The organism is Nocardia sp. IFM 10818 (assembly GCF_054655275.1).
Window position 1 is genome coordinate 7,710,152 of sequence record NZ_BAAHJH010000001.1, and the last position, 17,872, is coordinate 7,728,023.

Sequence of the window (17,872 nt, forward strand, 5' to 3'; positions counted from 1 at the left end):
GTCTGGGGGACGGAGCAGCTTGCCGATCCGGCACTTCTTCCACGCGGTAGATCGCGCGGGGTTAAGTTAGCGAGATTCGCGGTGCGCCCGGTGGGTACCGCAGTTCGGGCAGAACTTCTTGAGCTCCAGCCGATCCGGGTCGTTACGCCGGTTCTTCTTGGTGATGTAGTTGCGGTGCTTGCACTGCTCGCAGGCCAAGGTGATCTTTGGCCGGATATCAGTGGACTTCGCGGCCACGATTTGCCTTCTTTCCGGTCAACCTGATGGTTAATCAGTATGGGGTAGCGATGGCCGGACTTGAACCGGCGACACAACGATTATGAGTCGTTTGCTCTACCGACTGAGCTACACCGCCATATGTGCGCTGTATTGCGGTGGCGGCTTCCCGGTCATCTCCTGGAGTTGCCAAGTCGGTCACCACCGGCAATCCGGCGAGCCCCCTAACGGAATCGAACCGTTGACCTTTTCCTTACCATGGAAACGCTCTGCCGACTGAGCTAAGGGGGCGTGTCTGCATTGCTCCGGGCTTTGCACCGGGGCGCTGAAGACTTGAACGAGGTTACACAACATCGGACCCAAGCTCCAAACCGGGTGGTCAGGGGCGTTTTTGAGGGGTAGATCAACCGGGCGCCCCGGGGGCTCGCCCGCGAGGTTCGCCCGCAGCGTGCCCGGCGCACGATCGCGGCGTGCCCGGAAACGACAGAACCCCCGCGAACATGAGTCCGCGGGGGTTCGTCAGGGAGTGGCAGATGTAGGATTCGAACCTACGTAGGCTTGCGCCGACAGATTTACAGTCTGCTCCCATTGGCCGCTCGGGCAATCTGCCGTGCACCTCAATCGGTGCGGTGAGCAGAATACCCCGAACCCCCGTCCGGAATGCAAACCGGCTGGATACCGCCATGGCAGACCGGCTAGCGTCGACGGTTGAAAACCAGATCTTTCCCTCTCGCGGACAGGAGCAGAGTGTGGCCGATTCATCGTTCGATGTCGTCAGCAAGGTCGACCGGCAGGAGGTCGACAACGCGCTGAATCAGGCCGGCAAGGAGCTCAGCCAGCGCTACGACTTCCGCGGGACGGGCGCGAGCATCGAATGGTCGGGCGAGGAGAAGATCATCATCAGCGCCGAGTCCGAGGATCGGGTGAAGGCGGCGCTGGAGGTGTTCAAGGAGAAGCTGATTCGCCGCGACATCTCGCTCAAGGCGTTCGAGGCCGGGGACCCGCAGGCCTCCGGAAAGGTGTACAAAATCACAGGCGAGCTCGTGCAGGGCATCTCCTCCGAGAACGCCAAGAAGATCGCCAAGAAGATCCGTGACGAGGGCCCCAAGAGCGTCAAGGCGCAGATCCAGGGCGAGGAGCTGCGCGTCAGCTCCAAGAGCCGTGACGACCTCCAGGCGGTCATCTCGCTGCTCAAGAACAGCGACTTCGACATCGCCCTGCAATTCGTGAACTACCGCTGACAGCAGGGGGTTTCGTGGGGGCTACGCCCCCACACCCCCGGGGAGAAGGGTGGGGGGTACCCCCAAACCCCCAGCGGGGGCTACGCCCCCACACTCCCAGCAACGAGTAGGGGCGGGCCAGCGAGGCCACGCCCCACCTATACAACGAGAAGGGCCGGGGCCAACGCCCCACCCACGCAACAAGAAGGGGCCTCACCCACACAACAGGGGCCCCACCCACACAACAAGAAGGGGCCGGGGCCAACGCCCCGGCCCCTTCTTTGTGGCCGTGATACCCGGTCAGTATTCGCGGGGGGCTCCGGACTGGCGGGGGCCGCCGGCCATCGCTTCCAGGCGGGCGATGCGATCCGCCATGGGCGGGTGGGTGGAGAACCAGCGGGCCATCTTGTCGCCGGCCCGGAAGGGGTTGGCGATCATCAGGTGGGACTGGGCCGTCAGCTGGGGTTCGGGGGGCAGGGGGGCGGCCTGGACGCCGCGTTCGAGTTTGCGCAGGGCCGAGGCCAGGGCGAGGGGGTCGCCGGTGAGGGCGGCGCCGTCTTCGTCGGCCTGGTATTCGCGGGAGCGGGAGACGGCCAGTTTGATGAGCGAGGCGGCTATCGGGCCGAGGAGCGAGACCAGCAGGACGCCAATGATATTCGGGCCTTCGCCATTGCGGCCGCCGAAGGCGCTGGCGAAGAAGGCGAGGTTGGCCAGGCCGGAGATGACCGCGGCGAGGGCGCCGGCGACCGAGGAGATCAGGATGTCGCGGTTGTAGACGTGGGACAGCTCGTGGCCCAGCACCGCGCGTAGCTCGCGCTCATCGAGGATCTGCAGGATGCCGGTGGTGCAGCAGACCGCGGCGTGGCGGGGATTGCGGCCGGTGGCGAAGGCATTGGGGGCATTGGTGGGGCTGATGTAGAGCCGCGGCATGGGCTGGCGGGCGGCCGTGGCCAGCTCGCGCACGATCCGGTACATGACCGGCGCCTCCAGCTCCGACACCGGCTGGGCGTGCATGGCCTTCAGGGCCAGTTTGTCGCTGTTGAAGTACGCGTAGGCGTTCATGCCCACGGCGAGCAGTATCGACAGAATGAGGATCGTCGGATTGCGGAACAGCGCTCCGGCAATGACGATCAGCGCCGACATTCCGACCAATAGCCCGAAGGTCTTCAGTCCGTTGGCATACCCGTGCCCGTGCACTCCTCCGCCTCTCCGCGACTTCAGCGCCCGGCTGAGAGCCGTAGCCAGTCCCATTCGCGTGGTCCCGTCGGGCGCGTTCTGAATTCTGGACGTACCCGGTGAGTTACCCGGACCTTACGAAATCAGTTGTCCAGTTGGCATGATCCCGCTACTGCGGCACGCTCTATCAGTTGCGTTACACCAGGTCAACGTAGGGGCGGGGGTGGAAGTTCCCGGCTACCCGACCCGCTCGATGGTGTAGCGGACCAGCCGCTCCAGGGCCTCGTTGGCCGGACCGGCTGGGAGCGCGGAGAGCTCGGCGTGTGCGATATCGGCGTAGCCCTGGAGTTTTTCCTTGGCCAGGACCATGCCGCGGGAGTGCGAGAGCAGTTCGAGGGCCTCGGCGACCTCGTCGTCGGATTCCAGCGGGTGGGCCAGCAGCTTGCGCAGGCGGTCGCCCTCGGCGCCCTCGTCGCGCAGGGCGTAGAGGACGGGCAGGGTGTGCACGCCCTCGCGGAGGTCGGTGCCGGGCGTCTTGCCGGACTGCTCGGAGACCGAGGAGATGTCGATGATGTCGTCGGAGATCTGGAAGGCGGTGCCGACGGCGTCGCCGAGGCGGGCCAGCCGTTCCACGTGCTCGGGGCCCGCGCCGGAGAAGGTGCCGCCGAAACGGCCGGCGGCGGCGATCAGCGAACCGGTCTTCTCCCACACCACGCGCAGGTAGTGCTCGACCGGATCCTGGGACTGTTTGGCGCCGATGGTCTCGCGCATCTGGCCGGTGACCAGCTCGGCGAAGGTTTCGGCGATGATCCGCACCGCGTCCGGGCCGAGGGTGGAGACCAGGCGGGAGGCGTGCGCGAACAGGTAGTCGCCGGCCAGGATGGCGACGCTGTTGCCCCAGCGCGAGTTCACGCTGGGCGCGCCGCGGCGCATGGAGGCCTCGTCCATGACGTCGTCGTGGTACAGGGTGGCCAGGTGCACCAGCTCCACCACGGTGCCGGCGGTGACCAGGTCCGGGCTGGTGGGCTCCGGGCCGAGCTGGCCGGTCAGGATGGTGAACAGCGGGCGGAAGCGCTTACCGCCGGCCTTGGCGAGATGCAGCGCCGCCTCCTGGAGGAACTCCTCGCCGTCGGACAGCTCCTTGATCAGCAGGTCCTCGACTTCGTCGAGGCCCTTGCGCACGGTCGCCGCGAGCTCGGGATCGCCCAGATCCACCCCCGCCACCACGGTGCTCTCATCGCTCACAGCCGATGCGCTCATTTCATCTCCCAGTGCCGCGTCCGACCCCACGCCAAAGAACCTATCGTGTGGACACTTATCCCCCTATGGACACCACCGTAGTGCGATCAAAGGAACACCGCTCGCCGCGCCGCGGGCGCCGTGGTGGCCGATCCGATACTGCGTCGATCGTGATGTGCTGCAAGTATTGACGCCATGGGTTCACCGGATACCGCGCCCGAGCAGGGGCCAACGTCGGATGTGCTGCCCGCGCACGCGGATGTGCTGGTGGTCGGGGCGGGACCGGCCGGGTCGGCCGCGGCGGCCTGGGCCGCCCGCGCCGGACGTGACGTATTGCTCACCGATGCGGCGGTATTTCCGCGCGACAAGACCTGTGGCGACGGGCTCACTCCGCGCGCCACGGCCGAACTCGAGCATCTGGGACTCGGCGACTGGCTGCGCGCCCACACCGTGAATCGCGGGCTGCGCATGGCGGGCTTCGGCCGGGAGGCGCTGCTGCCGTGGCCGGGCGGGTCCTTCCCGGCGTACGGAAGTGCCGTTCCGCGAACCGAACTCGACGACAAGCTGCGCGAGACCGCGGTGAAGTCGGGCGCGCGCATGGTGGACGGGGCCAAGGTCGTGGAGGTGGCGCGCGACGGTGACCGCGTCACCGGGGTGAGCATCAAGACCGATGCGGGTCTGCGGGCCGTGTCGTGCAAGACGCTGATCGTCGCCGACGGCGTGCGCTCGCCGGTCGGAAAGCTGTTGGGGCGCACCTGGCATCGGCAGTACGCGTACGGGACGGCGGCGCGGGCCTACATCAAGTCCGCGCGCAGCGACGATCCGTGGATCACCTCGCATCTGGAATTGCGGGACGCCGGCGGTGAATTGATTCCGGGTTACGGCTGGGTTTTCCCGCTGGGCAATGGCGAGGTCAATATCGGCGTCGGCTCGCTGGCCACCGAGCGGCGGCCCTCGCACATCGCATTGAAACCGCTGATCCAGCACTATATTTCGCTGCGCCGGGAGGAGTGGGGTTTCGAGGGCGAGGCGCGGGCGGTGGCGTCGGCGCTGCTGCCGATGGGCGGTGCGGTCTCGAATGTGGCCGGGCGCAACTGGGCCCTGGTGGGCGATGCCGCCGGCTGCGTGAACCCGCTGAACGGCGAGGGCATCGACTACGGCCTGGAGGGCGGGCACATGCTCGCCGGGATCCTGGACGAACCCGATCTGCGCCGGATCTGGCCGGACATGCTGCGCGCCCGCTACGGCCGCACCTATTCGGTGGCGCGGCGGCTGGCCGCGCTGGCCACCCATCCGCGCACGGTGCCGCTGGGCGGGCCGCCGGTCATGCGGTCGAAGCTGTTGCAGCGCACGGCGGTTCGCGTCATGGGCAATCTGGTGACCGATGAGGACGTGGATCTGACCGCCAAGCTGTGGCGGGGCGCGGGGCGCGCCTCCATGCGATTCGACAAGCTCGAACCGTTCGCATGAACACCCGGCCGGTTCCCGAGGACCTGCTGCCTCACTTGCGGCGGGCCCGGGATCTGGCCGATCGGAATTACGCCGAACCCCTCGATCTGGATGCGCTGGCCGCGGCGGCGGGGGTGTCGAAGTATCACTTCCTGCGGTGTTTCGCCGCGACCTACGGCAAGACGCCGGCGGTCTATCTGGCGGAGCGGCGCATCGAGCGGGCGCAGGATCTGCTGCGCGCCACCAATGTCACCGTCACCGAGGCGTGCATGCTGGTCGGCTACAGCAGTCTCGGCTCGTTCAGCCGCAAGTTCACCGAGCTGGTCGGCATGTCGCCGTCGGAGTACCAGGCCAAGTTCGCCGCCGAGGGCGTGCCGCACATTCCCGGCTGTTTCGTCTTCATGCACGGCCTGTCCGACCGGAAACTTCCGGACTGAGCAATTTCGGAGAAGCCCGGCGGGGTGGTCCGTCAATAGCCTGATGGCATGACCATCATCAGCAATGTTTCCCTCGTAACCGTGTACGTGCAGGACCAGACCGCCGCCAAACAGTGGTACATCGACAAGCTGGGCTTCGTGGAGACCACCGATGTGACCATGGGCGACAGCGGTTTCCGCTGGGTCACCGTGGCGCATCCGGATCATCCGGAGCTGGAGGTGACGCTCATGGTGCCCGGACCGCCGCTGGACGAGCACATGGCCGAGGCCATTCGCCGCTCGCTGGCCAATGGCACGCACGGCGGGCTGGGGCTGCGCACCGCCGACTGTCAGAAGGCGTTCGAGGAGCTCAGCGCCAAGGGCGTGGAATTCGTGCAGCCGCCGTCGGAGCGGCCGTACGGCGTGGAAGCCGTGTGCCGGGACAATTCCGGGAACTGGCTGGTGCTGGTCGAGCCGCGGGCATTCGATCCGAGCTCGATGCAGTGATACGCCCGTTCGCGGCCCGAGGCCGCGAACGGGGAGATTCGGAGAGGGGCAGCACGACCCGTGGATGCGCGGGGAACGCACCCACGGGTCCGGGCTGTTGTCAGGCCTTCTGCGCGGCGAACCAAGCCTCGACGGACTTGCGCTCGCTGTTCATCACGCGCTCGAGCAGGTTCTCCACCAGCGGCTCGATCGCGCCGCCGACCAGCGGGACCTTCACGGTCACGGTGCCGGCGGCCTCGATCTCGGAACCCTCGGCGGTGGGCCGCAATTCGAAGGTGCCCGCCATTTCGGTGGTGATGCCCTTGGATGCCCCGCTGAAGCCGCCCTTGGCGATCTCGCCCTCGAGCGGGCCCCAGGTGTCGGTGCGCTCGAGCACGAGATCGCTCTTGAGCACCTTCTTCACCAGGCCGGGAATCTTGTCTTCGGGAGCCTTTTCGGTCATATGGATGCGGATGGTGCCGGGCCCGTCCGGATGGGAGAGGTCCAGGGTCGCGGTGGCCGCGTCGGCGAAACGCGCCTGCCACATCTCGTCGTTGGTCAGTGCCCGGTGAAGCTCTTCTACCGGGACGCTGTACTGCACGGTGAAGCTGAATTTACGGGACATGGCGGCAACCGTAGCCCAGTCATGGAATAGCCTGGTGAAGTGTCGGAAACTAGCCAGTCTGTCAAGCGCGAAACGCGTTTGCGGCGCGCCAGAATCGCCGTGGTGATCACCGCGTCGGCGGTGAGCGTGCTGGCGCTGCTGCTGGTGCTGGCGGCCTGGCGCAACGACCATCTGATCAGCTCGAATATGGGGACGACCAGCGCGGAAGTGCTCTCGGCGGGACGACTCCGGTCGGCGATCATCTATGTGACCCCGGATGGCGAGACGCACAATCCGCGCGTCGGTGTGCTGTACCCGACCGAGCTCACCGTCGGGGAACGCATCAATGTCGAATACGACCGCAGCGATCCGGATCTGGTGCGCGTGGCCGGGCGCGATGCCCGGGTGGCGGTCATCCCGGCGCTGTCGGTGATCGTGGTCGCCTGGGCGCTGGCGGTGCCGCTGCTGTGGCTGCTCGGACTGCCCCCGGCGCAGTGGTTCGGCGCGGCGCGGCGGCGTGTGGCCGAATCGGCCCAGACACGCTCGTTGCGCGGCCGCGTCGACAGCTAGGGTGCGATTGTGGCGAAAAATGAGCGGCAGGAGTCTTTTCGGGCTTCGCTGGAGAAGCAACCGCACGAGGTTGCGTCCATGTTCGACGGGGTCGCGAAGCGGTACGACATCACCAATACGGTGATCTCGGGCGGGCAGGACATCTACTGGCGGAAGGCGACCCGCAAGGCGCTGGGCCTGCGGCCCGGGGAGCGGGTGCTGGATCTGGCTGCCGGGACCGGTGTTTCGACCGTCGAGTTCGGCAAGTCGGGCGCGTGGGTGGTGGCCACCGACTTCTCCAAGGGCATGCTCGCCGCGGGGCAGTGGCGGCAGGTGCCGATGGTGGCCGGGGACGCCATGGCGCTGCCGTTCGCCGACGAATCCTTCGACGCGGTGACCATCAACTACGGGCTGCGCAATGTGGCCGATCCGGATCTGGCGCTGCGCGAGATGCTGCGTGTCACCAAACCGGGCGGGCGGCTGGTGGTCGCGGAGTTCTCCACGCCGACCTTCGGGCCGTTCCGGACGGTGTACATGGAATACCTGATGAAGGCGCTGCCGAAGGTGGCGCGGGCGGTCTCCTCGAATCCGGACGCCTACGTGTATCTGGCCGAATCCATTCGGGCGTGGCCGACGCAGCCGCAGCTGGCGCTGCGGATCGCCGATGCCGGATGGTCGTCGGTGAAATGGCGCAACCTCTCCGGAGGGGCCGTCGCCCTGCACCGCGGGTACAAACTCGGCTGATCCGGAGCGGGCAGTGCTGTGTTGCGATTCACAGTATCGTCCCTGCATATAGGGGTTCGAGGGCGAAGCGCCTGAGAGTTCCGGGCGCTGTTTCCTCCCTCACACGCGGAAAATCCGGCTGTGAGGTGGAATGTCATCTGCCGATAACTTTCGGTAAATCGCCCGCAATCGGCGATGGCGAAGATCGGTGTCATGCCGGATTCGACCACTCCCCCGACGAGCACTCGGACGCAGTGCTCGTACTGCGGGGTGGGCTGCGGCATCACGGTGCGGACCACGGCCGATGCGACAGGCACGCCGGTCATCGCCAAGGTCAGCGGCGACAAGCTGCACCCGGTGAACGCCGGGCGGCTGTGCACCAAGGGCGCGACGCATGCGGATCTGATGCGGGCGCCGGGGCGGATGGAATCGGCGTACCGGCGGCCCGAACGCGGACAGCCGCCCGTGCCCGTGCCGGTCGATCAGGCCGTCGCCGAGGCCGCCGAGCGGCTGCGCGCGATCCTCGATACCCACGGTCCGGATGCCATCGCGCTGTACGTCTCCGGGCAGATGTCGATCGAGGCCCAGTACCTGGCAACCAAACTGGCCAAGGGCTATCTGCGGACCGTGCACATCGAGGCCAATTCGCGGCTGTGCATGGCCAGTGCCGCCACCGGCTACAAGCAGTCGCTGGGGGCCGACGGCCCGCCCGGCTCCTATGACGATCTCGACCACGCCGATCTGTTCTTCGTCATCGGCGCGAATATGGCCGACTGCCATCCGATCCTGTTCCTGCGCATGGCGGACCGGCTCAAAGCGGGCGCGAAGCTCATCGTGGTGGATCCGCGACGCACCGATACCGCGGCGCGCGCCGACCTGTTCCTGCAGCTGAAGCCGGGCACCGATCTCGCGCTGCTGAACGGGCTGCTGCACCTGCTGGTCGAGAACGGCGCGATCGACAAGGACTTCATCGCCGAGCACACCGACGGCTGGGACGCCATGCCGGAGTTCCTGGCGGACTACACGCCCGAACTGGTCGCCCAGCTCACCGGGCTGGCCGAGGCCGATATCCGCACCGCCGCCCAGTGGATCGGCGAGGCGGGCGAGTGGATGTCGCTGTGGACCATGGGCGTCAACCAGTCCACGCACGGCACCTGGGCCACCAATGCCATTGTCAACCTGCATCTCGCGACCGGGGCCATCTGCCGCACCGGCAGCGGGCCGCTCTCGCTCACCGGGCAGCCCAATGCCATGGGCGGACGCGAAATGGGTTATATGGGACCGGGATTGCCCGGCCAGCGCACCGTACTGTCCGAGACGGATCGGGCCTTCGTGGAGACGGCGTGGGGGCTGGAGCCCGGCGCCATTCGCTCCGAAGCCGGGCCCGGCACCATCGAGATGTTCCGCGGGCTCGCCGACGGCGCCATCAAGGCCTGCTGGGTCATCTGCTCCAATCCCGTTGCCTCGGTGGCCAATCGCAAGACCGTGATCGCCGGGCTGGAGGCCGCCGAGCTGGTCATCGCCCAGGACGTCTACACCGACACCGCCACCAATGCCTACGCCGACCTGCTGCTGCCCGCCACGCTGTGGGCCGAAACCGATGCGGTGATGGTGAATTCGGAGCGCACCCTGACCCTGCTTCCCCGGTCGGTGCCCCCGCTCGGCGACGCGCGCCCCGACTGGCTGCTCATCGCCCAGATCGCGACGGCCATGGGCTTCACCGGTTTCGACTACACCTCGAGTGAGCAGATCTTCGAGGAGATCCGCGGCTTCGCCAATCCGGCCACCGGCTACGACCTGCGCGGCATCAGCTACGACGCGCTCCGCGCGGGTCCCATGCAGTGGCCGTGCCCCGATCCGGCCCAGCGCCGCAACCCGATTCGCTATCGCAACGACGGCATCAGCCAGCACCTCCACACCGACGACACCGGCCACACCCCTCGCCTGGCCTTCGCCACCCCCACCCGCCGCGCCGTCTTCTGGCCCCGCCCGCATCTGCTCCCCGCCGAGATGCCCGACGACGACCACCCGTTCGTGCTCAATACCGGCCGCCTGCAACACCAGTGGCACACCATGACCAAGACCGGGAAGGTGGACAAGCTGAACAAGCTCAATGCCGAGCCCTTCCTGGAAATCCACCCCGACGACGCCGCGAAACTCGACGTCCGCGCAGGCGACCACCTCGAAATCGCCTCCCGCCGAGGCCGAGCCGTCCTCCCCGCTCTCATCAGCGACCGCGTCCTCCCCGGCAACTGCTTCGCCCCCTTCCACTGGAACGACGAACAGGGCGAATACCTCACCATCAACGCCGTCACCAATGACGCCGTCGACCCCGCCTCCCTCCAGCCCGAGTTCAAAGCCTGCGCCGTGCGACTACGCAAGGTAGCCGTCGTCTCCTCCGCCGATTCGGAACTCCCGATCGGCCGGACCGCGCAGTTCAGCGGCGCGCCGAGCGACCGAGCCGTGCCACTGGGCGAGGACATGAACGCCGGCGGCGGAGGACCGGGCGGCGGCGGAACCGGTGCGAGACCGACGGGGCCGCATCCGCTCGCGGTCATGCTCGGCCTCGACAGTGCGACCGCGCCGATGCTCAGCGAGGTCGAAAGCATCTATCTCGGCGGCTATCTGGCGGCGTTGCACACGCTTCCGGTGACCGGCGTGCCGGTATTGCCGGAGACCGCCCCGCTGTCGCGCGGCAGCCGCATGTGGATCGACGGCCTCCTCGCGGGCATGTACTCCCGCGGACAGCAGGCGGGACCGACGGCCGACTCGGACGGCATCCAGCCCGGCCGCGGCGAAAGCGACGCGGGCGCTCCGGCAGGTGCCGTGGGCGGCCCTGCCACTACGCGAACGGTGACTGTCCTCTGGGCTTCTCAGACCGGCACGGCTGAGGAGTTGGCGGCTGCCGTCGCGACCCGGCTCGCGGACCACGAGTTCGCGCCGCGCCTGCTGGATATGGACTCCGCCGAACTGACCGACCTCACCGGCGACGTGCTGGTCATCAGCAGCACCTTCGGGGACGGCGGTCCGCCCGACAACGGCGCGGACTTCTGGGAACGCCTCAGCGACAGCGCGATCCGCTTCCCCGGCCTGCGCTACGCCGTGTTCGCCCTCGGCGACTCCTCCTACGACGACTTCTGCGCCCACGGCCGCAAACTCGACGAACTGCTCACCAAGCGCGGAGCGACACGGCTGCTCCCTCGGGTCGACAGCGAACCCGATCACGAACCGCTCTCCGAGCAATGGCTCGACGATGTGACAGCGGCACTGACCATCCGTGATCCCGGCGCGCCGGCGGCCGAGATCCAGGCCGACAACCCATCCGCGAATGACGGATGGAGCGGCGCCGCGTCCTACCCGGGCAACCTCGGCCCCGAGCCCGGCGTCGGCTCGGGAAATGGTGTGGCCATTGGCCAAGGCGTGGCACCACGTGCCGGTACAACTGCGGAAGTCGGCGGGGCGCACACCGGCAGCGCGTCTCTCGGCAGCGGCATCGGGCAGAGCCGCGGCACAGCACCAGGAGTTGGAGCGACTCCGCGCATGAGCGCGGTTCAGGGGAGAGAGACCGCGCCCCGTGGAGTCGACTCCGGCATCGACGGCGGGCGCGACGCTGGAACGAGCCCGAGTCCGAGAAACGGTGCGGTCCTCGGGTATGGCGCGCCGTTCACTATGGACACGGGCATGGGTGGGGCGTCCGGCACCGGTACGGCTGCGGGTATGAGTGCGCCCGCGGGGATTGGCGGTGGCGGCCGTGCGAGCGCGGGGATGTCTCCGGTGCGGGGTGGGATGTCGCGGAACACGAGTGGGCGGGCTGGGGTTTCGACGCTGGCTCCGACGCCGTTCACGCGGAACTCGCCATTGCCGGCGAAGCTGGTGACGAATGATCTGCTGTCGCGGCCGGGGTGCGGGAAAGAGGTGCGGCAGTTCGGGTTCGCGTTGCCGGATCTAGAGGTGAGTTACGAGGTGGGGGATTCGCTGGGGATTCGGCCGGCCAATTGTGAAGCGCTGGTGGCGGAATGGCTGGAGGTCACCGGGCTGGATGGCGGCCGCATCATCGATGTGGATGATGCGGAGTTGACGCTCGGTGAGGCGCTGCGGACGCGGTACGACATCACCAAGGTGAGCGGTGATCTGCTGTCGTTCGTGAGCGAGCGGAATGGGAGTCCGCGGCTGGCGAAACTACTGCGTCGGGACAACCGCAATGAGCTGGACGGATATTTGTGGGATCGGCAGGCCGTGGACGTGCTGCGGGATTTCCCGGTGCACGCGGATCTCGTCGAATGGCTGGGGACGCTGAAAAAGCTGCAGCCGCGGCAGTATTCGATTTCGTCGAGTCCGCTGGTGAGCCCGCACGAAGTGCAATTGACGGTCAGCGTGGTGCGGTACGGGGATCCGGCGGGCATCGGGTCGGCGGCGCGGCGCGGGGGCGTGTGCTCGACATTCCTGGCGGATCGGGCGGTGGCCGATGTGCCGATCTATGTGCAGCGGGCGCCGCATTTCCGGCCGCCGCTGGATCCGAACGCGCCGATGATCATGGTGGGGCCGGGAACGGGAATCGCGCCGTTCCGCGGGTTCCTGCAGGAGCGGCGGGCACTGGGCTGCAAGGGACGGAACTGGCTGGTCTTCGGTGATCAGCATGCCAAGGACAATTTCTACTACCGGGCCGAGCTGGAGGACATGTTCCGCTCCGGGTTCCTGACCCGGCTGGACCTGGCGTTCTCGCGGGATCAGCGGGAGCGGATCTATGTGCAGCACCGCATGATCGAGCACGGCGCGGAACTGTGGGCCTGGTTGCAGGAAGGCGGGCATTTCTACGTGTGCGGCGATGCCGCCCGCATGGCCAAGGATGTGGACGACACGCTGCTGAAGATCGCCCGGATTCACGGCAAGTTGAGCGAAGACGGCGCGCTGGCCTTCAAGAAGCAGCTGGTCGCCGAAAAGCGGTACGTACGCGACGTGTACTGAACCGAGCGGCTTTCGAAGGCCGTGCGCGCTCGCCATCTAGACGACCGGCGGGTTGAGCCGGGTGAAATCCGGTAGCCGGTAGTACGGGTAGTAGGGGTACGGCGGCGTGACCGCGCTCGCCTTGTCCAGCCGGGCGATCTGCTCGGCGTCGAGATTCCAGCCGATGGCCCCGAGGTTCTGGCGCAGCTGGTCCTCATTGCGGGCGCCGATGATCACCGTCGCCACCGTCGGCCGGTTGAGCAGCCAGTTCAAGGCGATCTGCGGCACCGTGCGCCCGGTTTCGGCGGCGATGTCGTCGAGCACGTCCACCACGTCGTAGAGCAGCTCGTCGTCGACCGGCGGCCCGGCCTCGGCGGTCTTGTGCAGCCGGCTGCCTTCCGGAAGCGGCTGCCCGCGCCGGATCTTGCCGGTGAGCCGCCCCCAGCCGAGCGGGCTCCACACCACCGCGCCGACGCCCTGATCGAGGCCGAGCGGCATGAGCTCCCATTCGTAGTCGCGGCCCACCAGCGAGTAGTAGACCTGGTGTGCGACATAGCGCGGGAAGTTGTGCCGGTCCGCTGCCGCAAGCGATTTCATGAGCTGCCAGCCCGCGAAGTTGGAGGCCCCGATATAGCGGATCTTGCCCGCCCGCACCAGATCATCCAACGCCGCAAGGGTTTCCTCGACCGGCGTGCCCGCGTCGAAGGCGTGCAGCTGGAACAGGTCGATGCGGTCGGTGCCGAGTCGGCGCAGCGACGCCTCGACCGCGGTGATCAGCCGGGCCCGCCCGGAACCGGCGTCATGGGGGCCGGGACCGGTCGGCAGCGCCGCCTTGGTGGAGATGAGCAGCTGATCGCGCCGGCCCCGAATCGCCTCGCCCAGTACCTCTTCCGAGGCGCCGTCGGAGTAGACGTCGGCGGTGTCGAACATGGTGACGCCCGCATCCAGGCTGATGTCCACCATGCGCCGGGCCTGTTGGGCATCGGTGTCGCCCCAGGCGCTGAACAGTTCGCCGCGCCCACCGAAGGTGCCGGCGCCGAAGCTCAGGGCGGGAACCATCAGACCGGATGCGCCGAGTCGGCGGTACTCCATTGCTAACTCCTAACGGGACTACAGTTTCGTTAACACGACAGACGATACACTGCCGATGCGACAAATGGAACTGGAGGCCCGTTATGGAGCAGGACGCCGCACAACCCGGCTCGATTCGCCCAGGTGGGCGCACCGCACGCGTCCGCGAGGCGGTACTGCGCGCGGCGGGCGATCTGCTCGCCGAACGCGGTTTCGCCACCCTCGATCTGGCCGAGGTGGCCGCCCGCGCCGAGGTCGGCAAGACCACCGTCTACCGCCGCTGGCGCACCCCCGCCGGACTGGTCGCGGATCTGCTGGTGGAGATGGCGGAAACCTCACTGCCGCACAGCGATACCGGTTCACTGCTGGGCGATCTGCGGGCCAATGCCGAACTGGTCGCCAAGACGCTCACCGACCCCCGCCAGGGTCGCCTCTTCCGCGCCGTCATCGCCGCCGCCACCACCGACGACGGCACCGCCGCCGCCCTGCACCGCTTCTACGACATCCGCCTCACCGAATGGTCGCCGGTAATCGAGGCAGCCATCGCGCGGGGCGAGGTCCCGCCCGGCACCGATGCGCGGGCGGTCCTGTCGGCGGTCTCGGCCCCCCTCTACTACCGGCTGCTGGCCAGCGGCGACCCCATCGACGCGGCGGCGGTCACCGCCGCCGCGACGGCCGCCGCCCACGCCGCGCGGGCGGGCGTGTTCACCCGCGGCTGAGGTTCAGACGTGATTGGCGCTCCAGGCCGGATCACGGCCGGTGAGGCCGAGGACCTTGTCGAGGGTGGGCGCATTGTCGGGCACCGGGACGACCGGGCCGAAGAGTCCGGGAGTGCCCTCGACGGGCGTGTCCCGCAACATTTCGAGCAGTATGGCGAGATCGTCGCTGTCGGGCAGATAGGGCTGGGAGGTGGCGCGCGCCAGATCCCAGGCGTGCACGACCAATTCGTTGAGGGCGACGGTGGCCATCTCGGGTGCGGGCAGCAGCACGCCGCCGGCCTCGGTGTCGCCGGTCCAGGCGTCGGGTGCGCGCCAGGCTTCGACCAGCGATTTGAGCTGGGCCGGAATGCGATTGCGCCAATCGCCGAACTCCGGGGCGAGCGCGCCGGGCGGCTGGGACCGCCCGACCATTTCCTTGGTGGCCGCCTGCCGGAAGGCTTCGGTGAGGCCGATGACATGAAGGAGGAGATCGCGCACGGAGGTGTCGGCGCAGGGAGTGGGGTCGTCGAGTTGGGTATCGGAGATGCCGGCAACGACGCCTTCCATGGCGGTCGCGGCGGATTCCAGGTCGAAAGCCTGTTGGTTCATCGGTCCTCCCGAAGGCAGCAGAGGTCGCCAGGACAGCGGCCTGCTCACCCCTAGGGACTACCCCATCCGCCGGAATTCATCGCACACTCGCGGATGTAAGTGCACCGACCGGTCGACACCGACTCGTTAGCAGCGAAAACCGCTGGTGACGAGGAGAATTGGAAGATGAAGGGTGATCGGGTGGAGATCGTGGTCGATATGGGCGACGGCTCCCGCAACTATGACGTAACCGCTACCAGGGCCGGCCGGCGCGTGGATGTGCGCATCGCGCGCGGCGTGGTGGAGGTCAGCGAGGTGACCAGAACCGGAACCGCCGTGCGCACCGCGCGTTTCATGGCCGGGCGGGTGCTGGCGCTGGTGGAGCATCCCGCGGACCAGGGTCCGCTGCCCGGCGAGTGATCGCGGCGCGGTTGCGGCCTCGGCGATCACGGCGCATGCTCGACAGTGCCCCCACTCCAGCACATGCATGCCGACCCGGCGGAGAGGAGCTTCCGATGAATGATCCGGCCATCGATGCGGTACCCGAAGCCGACTATGTCGAGCAGAACATTCCGGCCTATCCCGATGACGGCGAGGACGACTCCGTGACGGCGGACGGCGAGAGCACCGGGGTGCCGCCCGGCGACAACGGCTGGACGGCCGACGAGGGCGACCTCGTCGAGCAGTCGATTCCGGTTCCCCTGGACGACGACTACGACGAGGCCGCCGACAGCGGGTACTGACCGCAACTCTCGGGCTCTCAAGGGCTTCGCCCCCGAACCCCCAGCCGCTCAGCGGCTTCGCCCTCGCCCCCGACGCGGAGTCGGAGGTCAGCCGGAGATGCCCGCGCGCACGGTCGCGTGCAGTTCTCGCAGGCTCGAGCGTTCGGTCGCGACCTCGAGCACGCGGATGCCGTGCGCGCTCGCAGCGAGTTCCGCCGCCAGCTCGGCGGGGTCGACCTGGCGGTGCGGCACCCGGTAGGCGGCGCACAGGGCGGCCAGGTCCATACCGTGCGGGGTGCCGAAGACGCGCTCGAAGACGCCCGCGTACTGCGGATCGCCCTGTTCCAGGAGTTCGAAGATGCCGCCGCCGTCGTCATTGGCGACCACGATGGTGAGGTCCTCCGGCCGCGGTTCACCTGGGCCGATGAGCAGTCCGGACGCATCGTGCAGGAAGGTCAGATCGCCCATGAGCGCGACCGTGCGGCCCGAATGCGTCAGCGCGGCACCGACCGCCGCCGAGACCGTGCCGTCGATCCCGGCCACGCCGCGATTGGACAGCACCCGGATGCCGGGCCGCGGATGCGAGACCAGCGCGGCGTCGCGGACCGGGTTCGAGGCGCCCAGCAGCAGCTGATCGCCGTCGTGCAGCGCGTCCATGACCACGGCGGCCACGTGCAGCCCGGTGGGCTTGGGATGCCCGGCCAGTTCGGCGCGCACCACGCTCATGGCCTTCTCGTTCAGGTCCCGGGCCAGTTCCAGCCATTCCGGGCGCGGCGCGCCGGTGGTGACCGCGCGGGTGCCGGTGCCCACCACATTGCCGGACACATCGGGCCAGCGCGGGCCGGTGGTCAGCGCGTACACGGTGACCTCGGGATCGGCGAGCACCTTCGCCACCTGCCGGTGCAGGGTGGGGCGGCCGGTGATGATGGCCTGCTTGGGCCGCAGCAGCGGCAGCGCGAGGGGGTGCAGGGCCGGACCGTGCATGGGCGCGGTGGGCTCGGCCACGGTGGGCAGGGCCGCGAGTTCCGGGCGGTGTCCCGCGCCGTGGCCGGAGATGACCACGGTGTCGGGGGTGAGGTCGATATCGAGGGGGACGTCCAGGGTGGCGTATTGCGTTGCCGTCCACGGGCGGTCGTCACAGCGGCCGGGCGGCAGCAGATCGCCGGCGAGGGCGTCCGGGGTGAGCGGTTCGCGCAGCGGGATGTCGAAGTGCACGGGTCCGGCATTGCCGGAGCGGGTGCCGCGGGCGGCGGCCAGCACCCGGCACACCGCCGAGCGCCACACGCTGTTCTGCTGGCCGTAGAGGCGGTCGCCCTCCTGTTCGGCCAGGCCCAGGCTGATGGTGGCGCGGGTCTGGGTGCCGAACAGGCCGAACTGCTCCACCGTCTGGTTGGCGCCGGTGCCCAGCATCTCGTAGGGCCGGTTGGCGCTGAGCACGATGAGCGGCAGGCGTGCGTAGTTGGCTTCGAGCACGGCCGGGCCGAGATTGGCCACGGCGGTGCCGGAGGTCATGACCACGGGCACCGGGCGGCGGCTGGCGGCGGCCAGGCCGATGGCGAGGAATCCCGCGGTGCGCTCGTCGATGCGCATGTGCAGGCGAATCCGCCCGGCAGCATCGGCGGCCTGCAATGCGAAGGCCAGCGGCGCATTTCGCGAACCGGGGCACAGGACCACATCTCGCACTCCACCGCGCGCGAGTTCGTCGACGACGACGTGCGCCTGTGCTGTCGAAGGATTCACACCCCCAGCCTCTCAGACAGTGGGATTTCGC

At 68.3% G+C, this 17,872-nt stretch carries 17 protein-coding genes and 3 tRNA genes; 10 read left to right on the forward strand and 10 right to left on the reverse strand.

Features of this window, described 5'->3' with window-relative positions; all coding sequences use genetic code 11:
• Window positions 1-66 precede the first annotated feature (66 nt).
• From rpmG to ACYQ5L_RS35615, 4 genes are all read right to left on the reverse strand, one after another.
• Entirely contained in the window at window positions 67-237 is a 171-nt protein-coding gene (gene rpmG / locus ACYQ5L_RS35600; protein WP_029925945.1) for a 50S ribosomal protein L33, read from the reverse strand.
• A gap of 45 nt (window positions 238-282) precedes the next feature.
• Window positions 283-355 (reverse strand) — tRNA-Met (locus ACYQ5L_RS35605).
• A gap of 79 nt (window positions 356-434) precedes the next feature.
• A tRNA-Thr gene (locus ACYQ5L_RS35610) sits at window positions 435-507 on the reverse strand.
• Between the two features lie 236 nt (window positions 508-743).
• Window positions 744-826: transfer RNA gene (locus tag ACYQ5L_RS35615), tRNA-Tyr, on the reverse strand.
• A 139-nt stretch (window positions 827-965) separates the two neighbouring features.
• Here ACYQ5L_RS35615 and ACYQ5L_RS35620 point away from each other — a divergent pair.
• Entirely contained in the window at window positions 966-1,457 is a 492-nt protein-coding gene (locus tag ACYQ5L_RS35620; RefSeq protein WP_459962599.1) for a YajQ family cyclic di-GMP-binding protein, read from the forward strand.
• Between the two features lie 279 nt (window positions 1,458-1,736).
• Here ACYQ5L_RS35620 and htpX read toward each other — a convergent pair whose 3' ends face one another.
• Window positions 1,737-2,633 carry a zinc metalloprotease HtpX gene (gene htpX / locus ACYQ5L_RS35625; RefSeq protein ID WP_459962600.1) on the reverse strand — a complete coding sequence of 299 codons (897 nt, stop codon included), beginning with the start codon at window positions 2,631-2,633 and terminating at the stop codon, window positions 1,737-1,739.
• Window positions 2,634-2,849: 216 nt separating this feature from the next.
• Window positions 2,850-3,872 carry a polyprenyl synthetase family protein gene (locus tag ACYQ5L_RS35630; protein WP_379205255.1) on the reverse strand — a complete coding sequence of 341 codons (1,023 nt, stop codon included), beginning with the start codon at window positions 3,870-3,872 and terminating at the stop codon, window positions 2,850-2,852.
• A gap of 174 nt (window positions 3,873-4,046) precedes the next feature.
• On the opposite strand from ACYQ5L_RS35630, the gene ACYQ5L_RS35635 reads away from it, so the two are divergent.
• The 3 genes from ACYQ5L_RS35635 to ACYQ5L_RS35645 are packed head-to-tail and all read left to right on the forward strand — an operon-like array spanning window position 4,047 to window position 6,223.
• The gene (locus ACYQ5L_RS35635; protein ID WP_459962601.1) at window positions 4,047-5,321 is read left to right on the forward strand and encodes a geranylgeranyl reductase family protein; all 1,275 of its coding nucleotides are present in this window, start codon (window positions 4,047-4,049) and stop codon (window positions 5,319-5,321) included.
• Entirely contained in the window at window positions 5,318-5,737 is a 420-nt protein-coding gene (locus tag ACYQ5L_RS35640) for a helix-turn-helix transcriptional regulator (RefSeq protein ID WP_459962602.1), read from the forward strand. Before ACYQ5L_RS35635 ends, ACYQ5L_RS35640 begins: the two co-directional genes overlap by 4 nt.
• A 54-nt stretch (window positions 5,738-5,791) precedes the next feature.
• Complete coding sequence (locus ACYQ5L_RS35645; protein ID WP_459963640.1) at window positions 5,792-6,223, forward strand: VOC family protein; 432 nt, start codon at window positions 5,792-5,794, stop codon at window positions 6,221-6,223.
• Between the two features lie 100 nt (window positions 6,224-6,323).
• Here the strand turns inward: ACYQ5L_RS35645 and ACYQ5L_RS35650 are convergent, their stop codons facing one another.
• The gene (locus ACYQ5L_RS35650; RefSeq protein ID WP_459962603.1) at window positions 6,324-6,827 is read right to left on the reverse strand and encodes a DUF2505 domain-containing protein; all 504 of its coding nucleotides are present in this window, start codon (window positions 6,825-6,827) and stop codon (window positions 6,324-6,326) included.
• Between the two features lie 39 nt (window positions 6,828-6,866).
• Between ACYQ5L_RS35650 and ACYQ5L_RS35655 the strand changes: the two genes are divergently transcribed.
• The 3 genes from ACYQ5L_RS35655 (at window position 6,867) to ACYQ5L_RS35665 (ending at window position 13,043) form a co-directional block, all read left to right on the forward strand.
• Window positions 6,867-7,376, forward strand: a complete 510-nt coding sequence (locus ACYQ5L_RS35655) for a DUF3592 domain-containing protein (RefSeq protein ID WP_459962605.1) — start codon at window positions 6,867-6,869, stop codon at window positions 7,374-7,376.
• Window positions 7,377-7,385: 9 nt separating this feature from the next.
• Entirely contained in the window at window positions 7,386-8,099 is a 714-nt protein-coding gene (locus ACYQ5L_RS35660; protein WP_459962606.1) for a demethylmenaquinone methyltransferase, read from the forward strand.
• A 192-nt stretch (window positions 8,100-8,291) separates the two neighbouring features.
• Window positions 8,292-13,043: a bifunctional nitrate reductase/sulfite reductase flavoprotein subunit alpha gene (locus tag ACYQ5L_RS35665; protein WP_459962607.1), complete on the forward strand. Its 4,752-nt coding sequence runs from the start codon at window positions 8,292-8,294 to the stop codon at window positions 13,041-13,043.
• Between the two features lie 36 nt (window positions 13,044-13,079).
• On the opposite strand, the gene ACYQ5L_RS35670 is transcribed toward ACYQ5L_RS35665, so the two are convergent.
• Complete coding sequence (locus ACYQ5L_RS35670; protein ID WP_459962608.1) at window positions 13,080-14,114, reverse strand: aldo/keto reductase; 1,035 nt, start codon at window positions 14,112-14,114, stop codon at window positions 13,080-13,082.
• A gap of 83 nt (window positions 14,115-14,197) precedes the next feature.
• On the opposite strand from ACYQ5L_RS35670, the gene ACYQ5L_RS35675 reads away from it, so the two are divergent.
• Entirely contained in the window at window positions 14,198-14,812 is a 615-nt protein-coding gene (locus tag ACYQ5L_RS35675) for a TetR/AcrR family transcriptional regulator (protein WP_459962609.1), read from the forward strand.
• Window positions 14,813-14,815: 3 nt separating this feature from the next.
• Here ACYQ5L_RS35675 and ACYQ5L_RS35680 read toward each other — a convergent pair whose 3' ends face one another.
• A complete protein-coding gene (locus ACYQ5L_RS35680) occupies window positions 14,816-15,400 on the reverse strand; it encodes a TIGR03086 family metal-binding protein (protein ID WP_459962610.1) in 585 nt (194 codons plus the stop codon).
• Between the two features lie 165 nt (window positions 15,401-15,565).
• Between ACYQ5L_RS35680 and ACYQ5L_RS35685 the strand changes: the two genes are divergently transcribed.
• On the forward strand, window positions 15,566-15,799 hold the full coding sequence (locus ACYQ5L_RS35685) for a hypothetical protein (protein ID WP_379205237.1): 234 nt from the start codon (window positions 15,566-15,568) through the stop codon (window positions 15,797-15,799).
• Window positions 15,800-15,894: 95 nt separating this feature from the next.
• Window positions 15,895-16,122, forward strand: a complete 228-nt coding sequence (locus ACYQ5L_RS35690; protein WP_459962611.1) for a hypothetical protein — start codon at window positions 15,895-15,897, stop codon at window positions 16,120-16,122.
• Between the two features lie 87 nt (window positions 16,123-16,209).
• Here the strand turns inward: ACYQ5L_RS35690 and menD are convergent, their stop codons facing one another.
• Window positions 16,210-17,841: a 2-succinyl-5-enolpyruvyl-6-hydroxy-3-cyclohexene-1-carboxylic-acid synthase gene (gene menD, locus ACYQ5L_RS35695; RefSeq protein WP_459962612.1), complete on the reverse strand. Its 1,632-nt coding sequence runs from the start codon at window positions 17,839-17,841 to the stop codon at window positions 16,210-16,212.
• Window positions 17,842-17,872 lie beyond the last annotated feature (31 nt).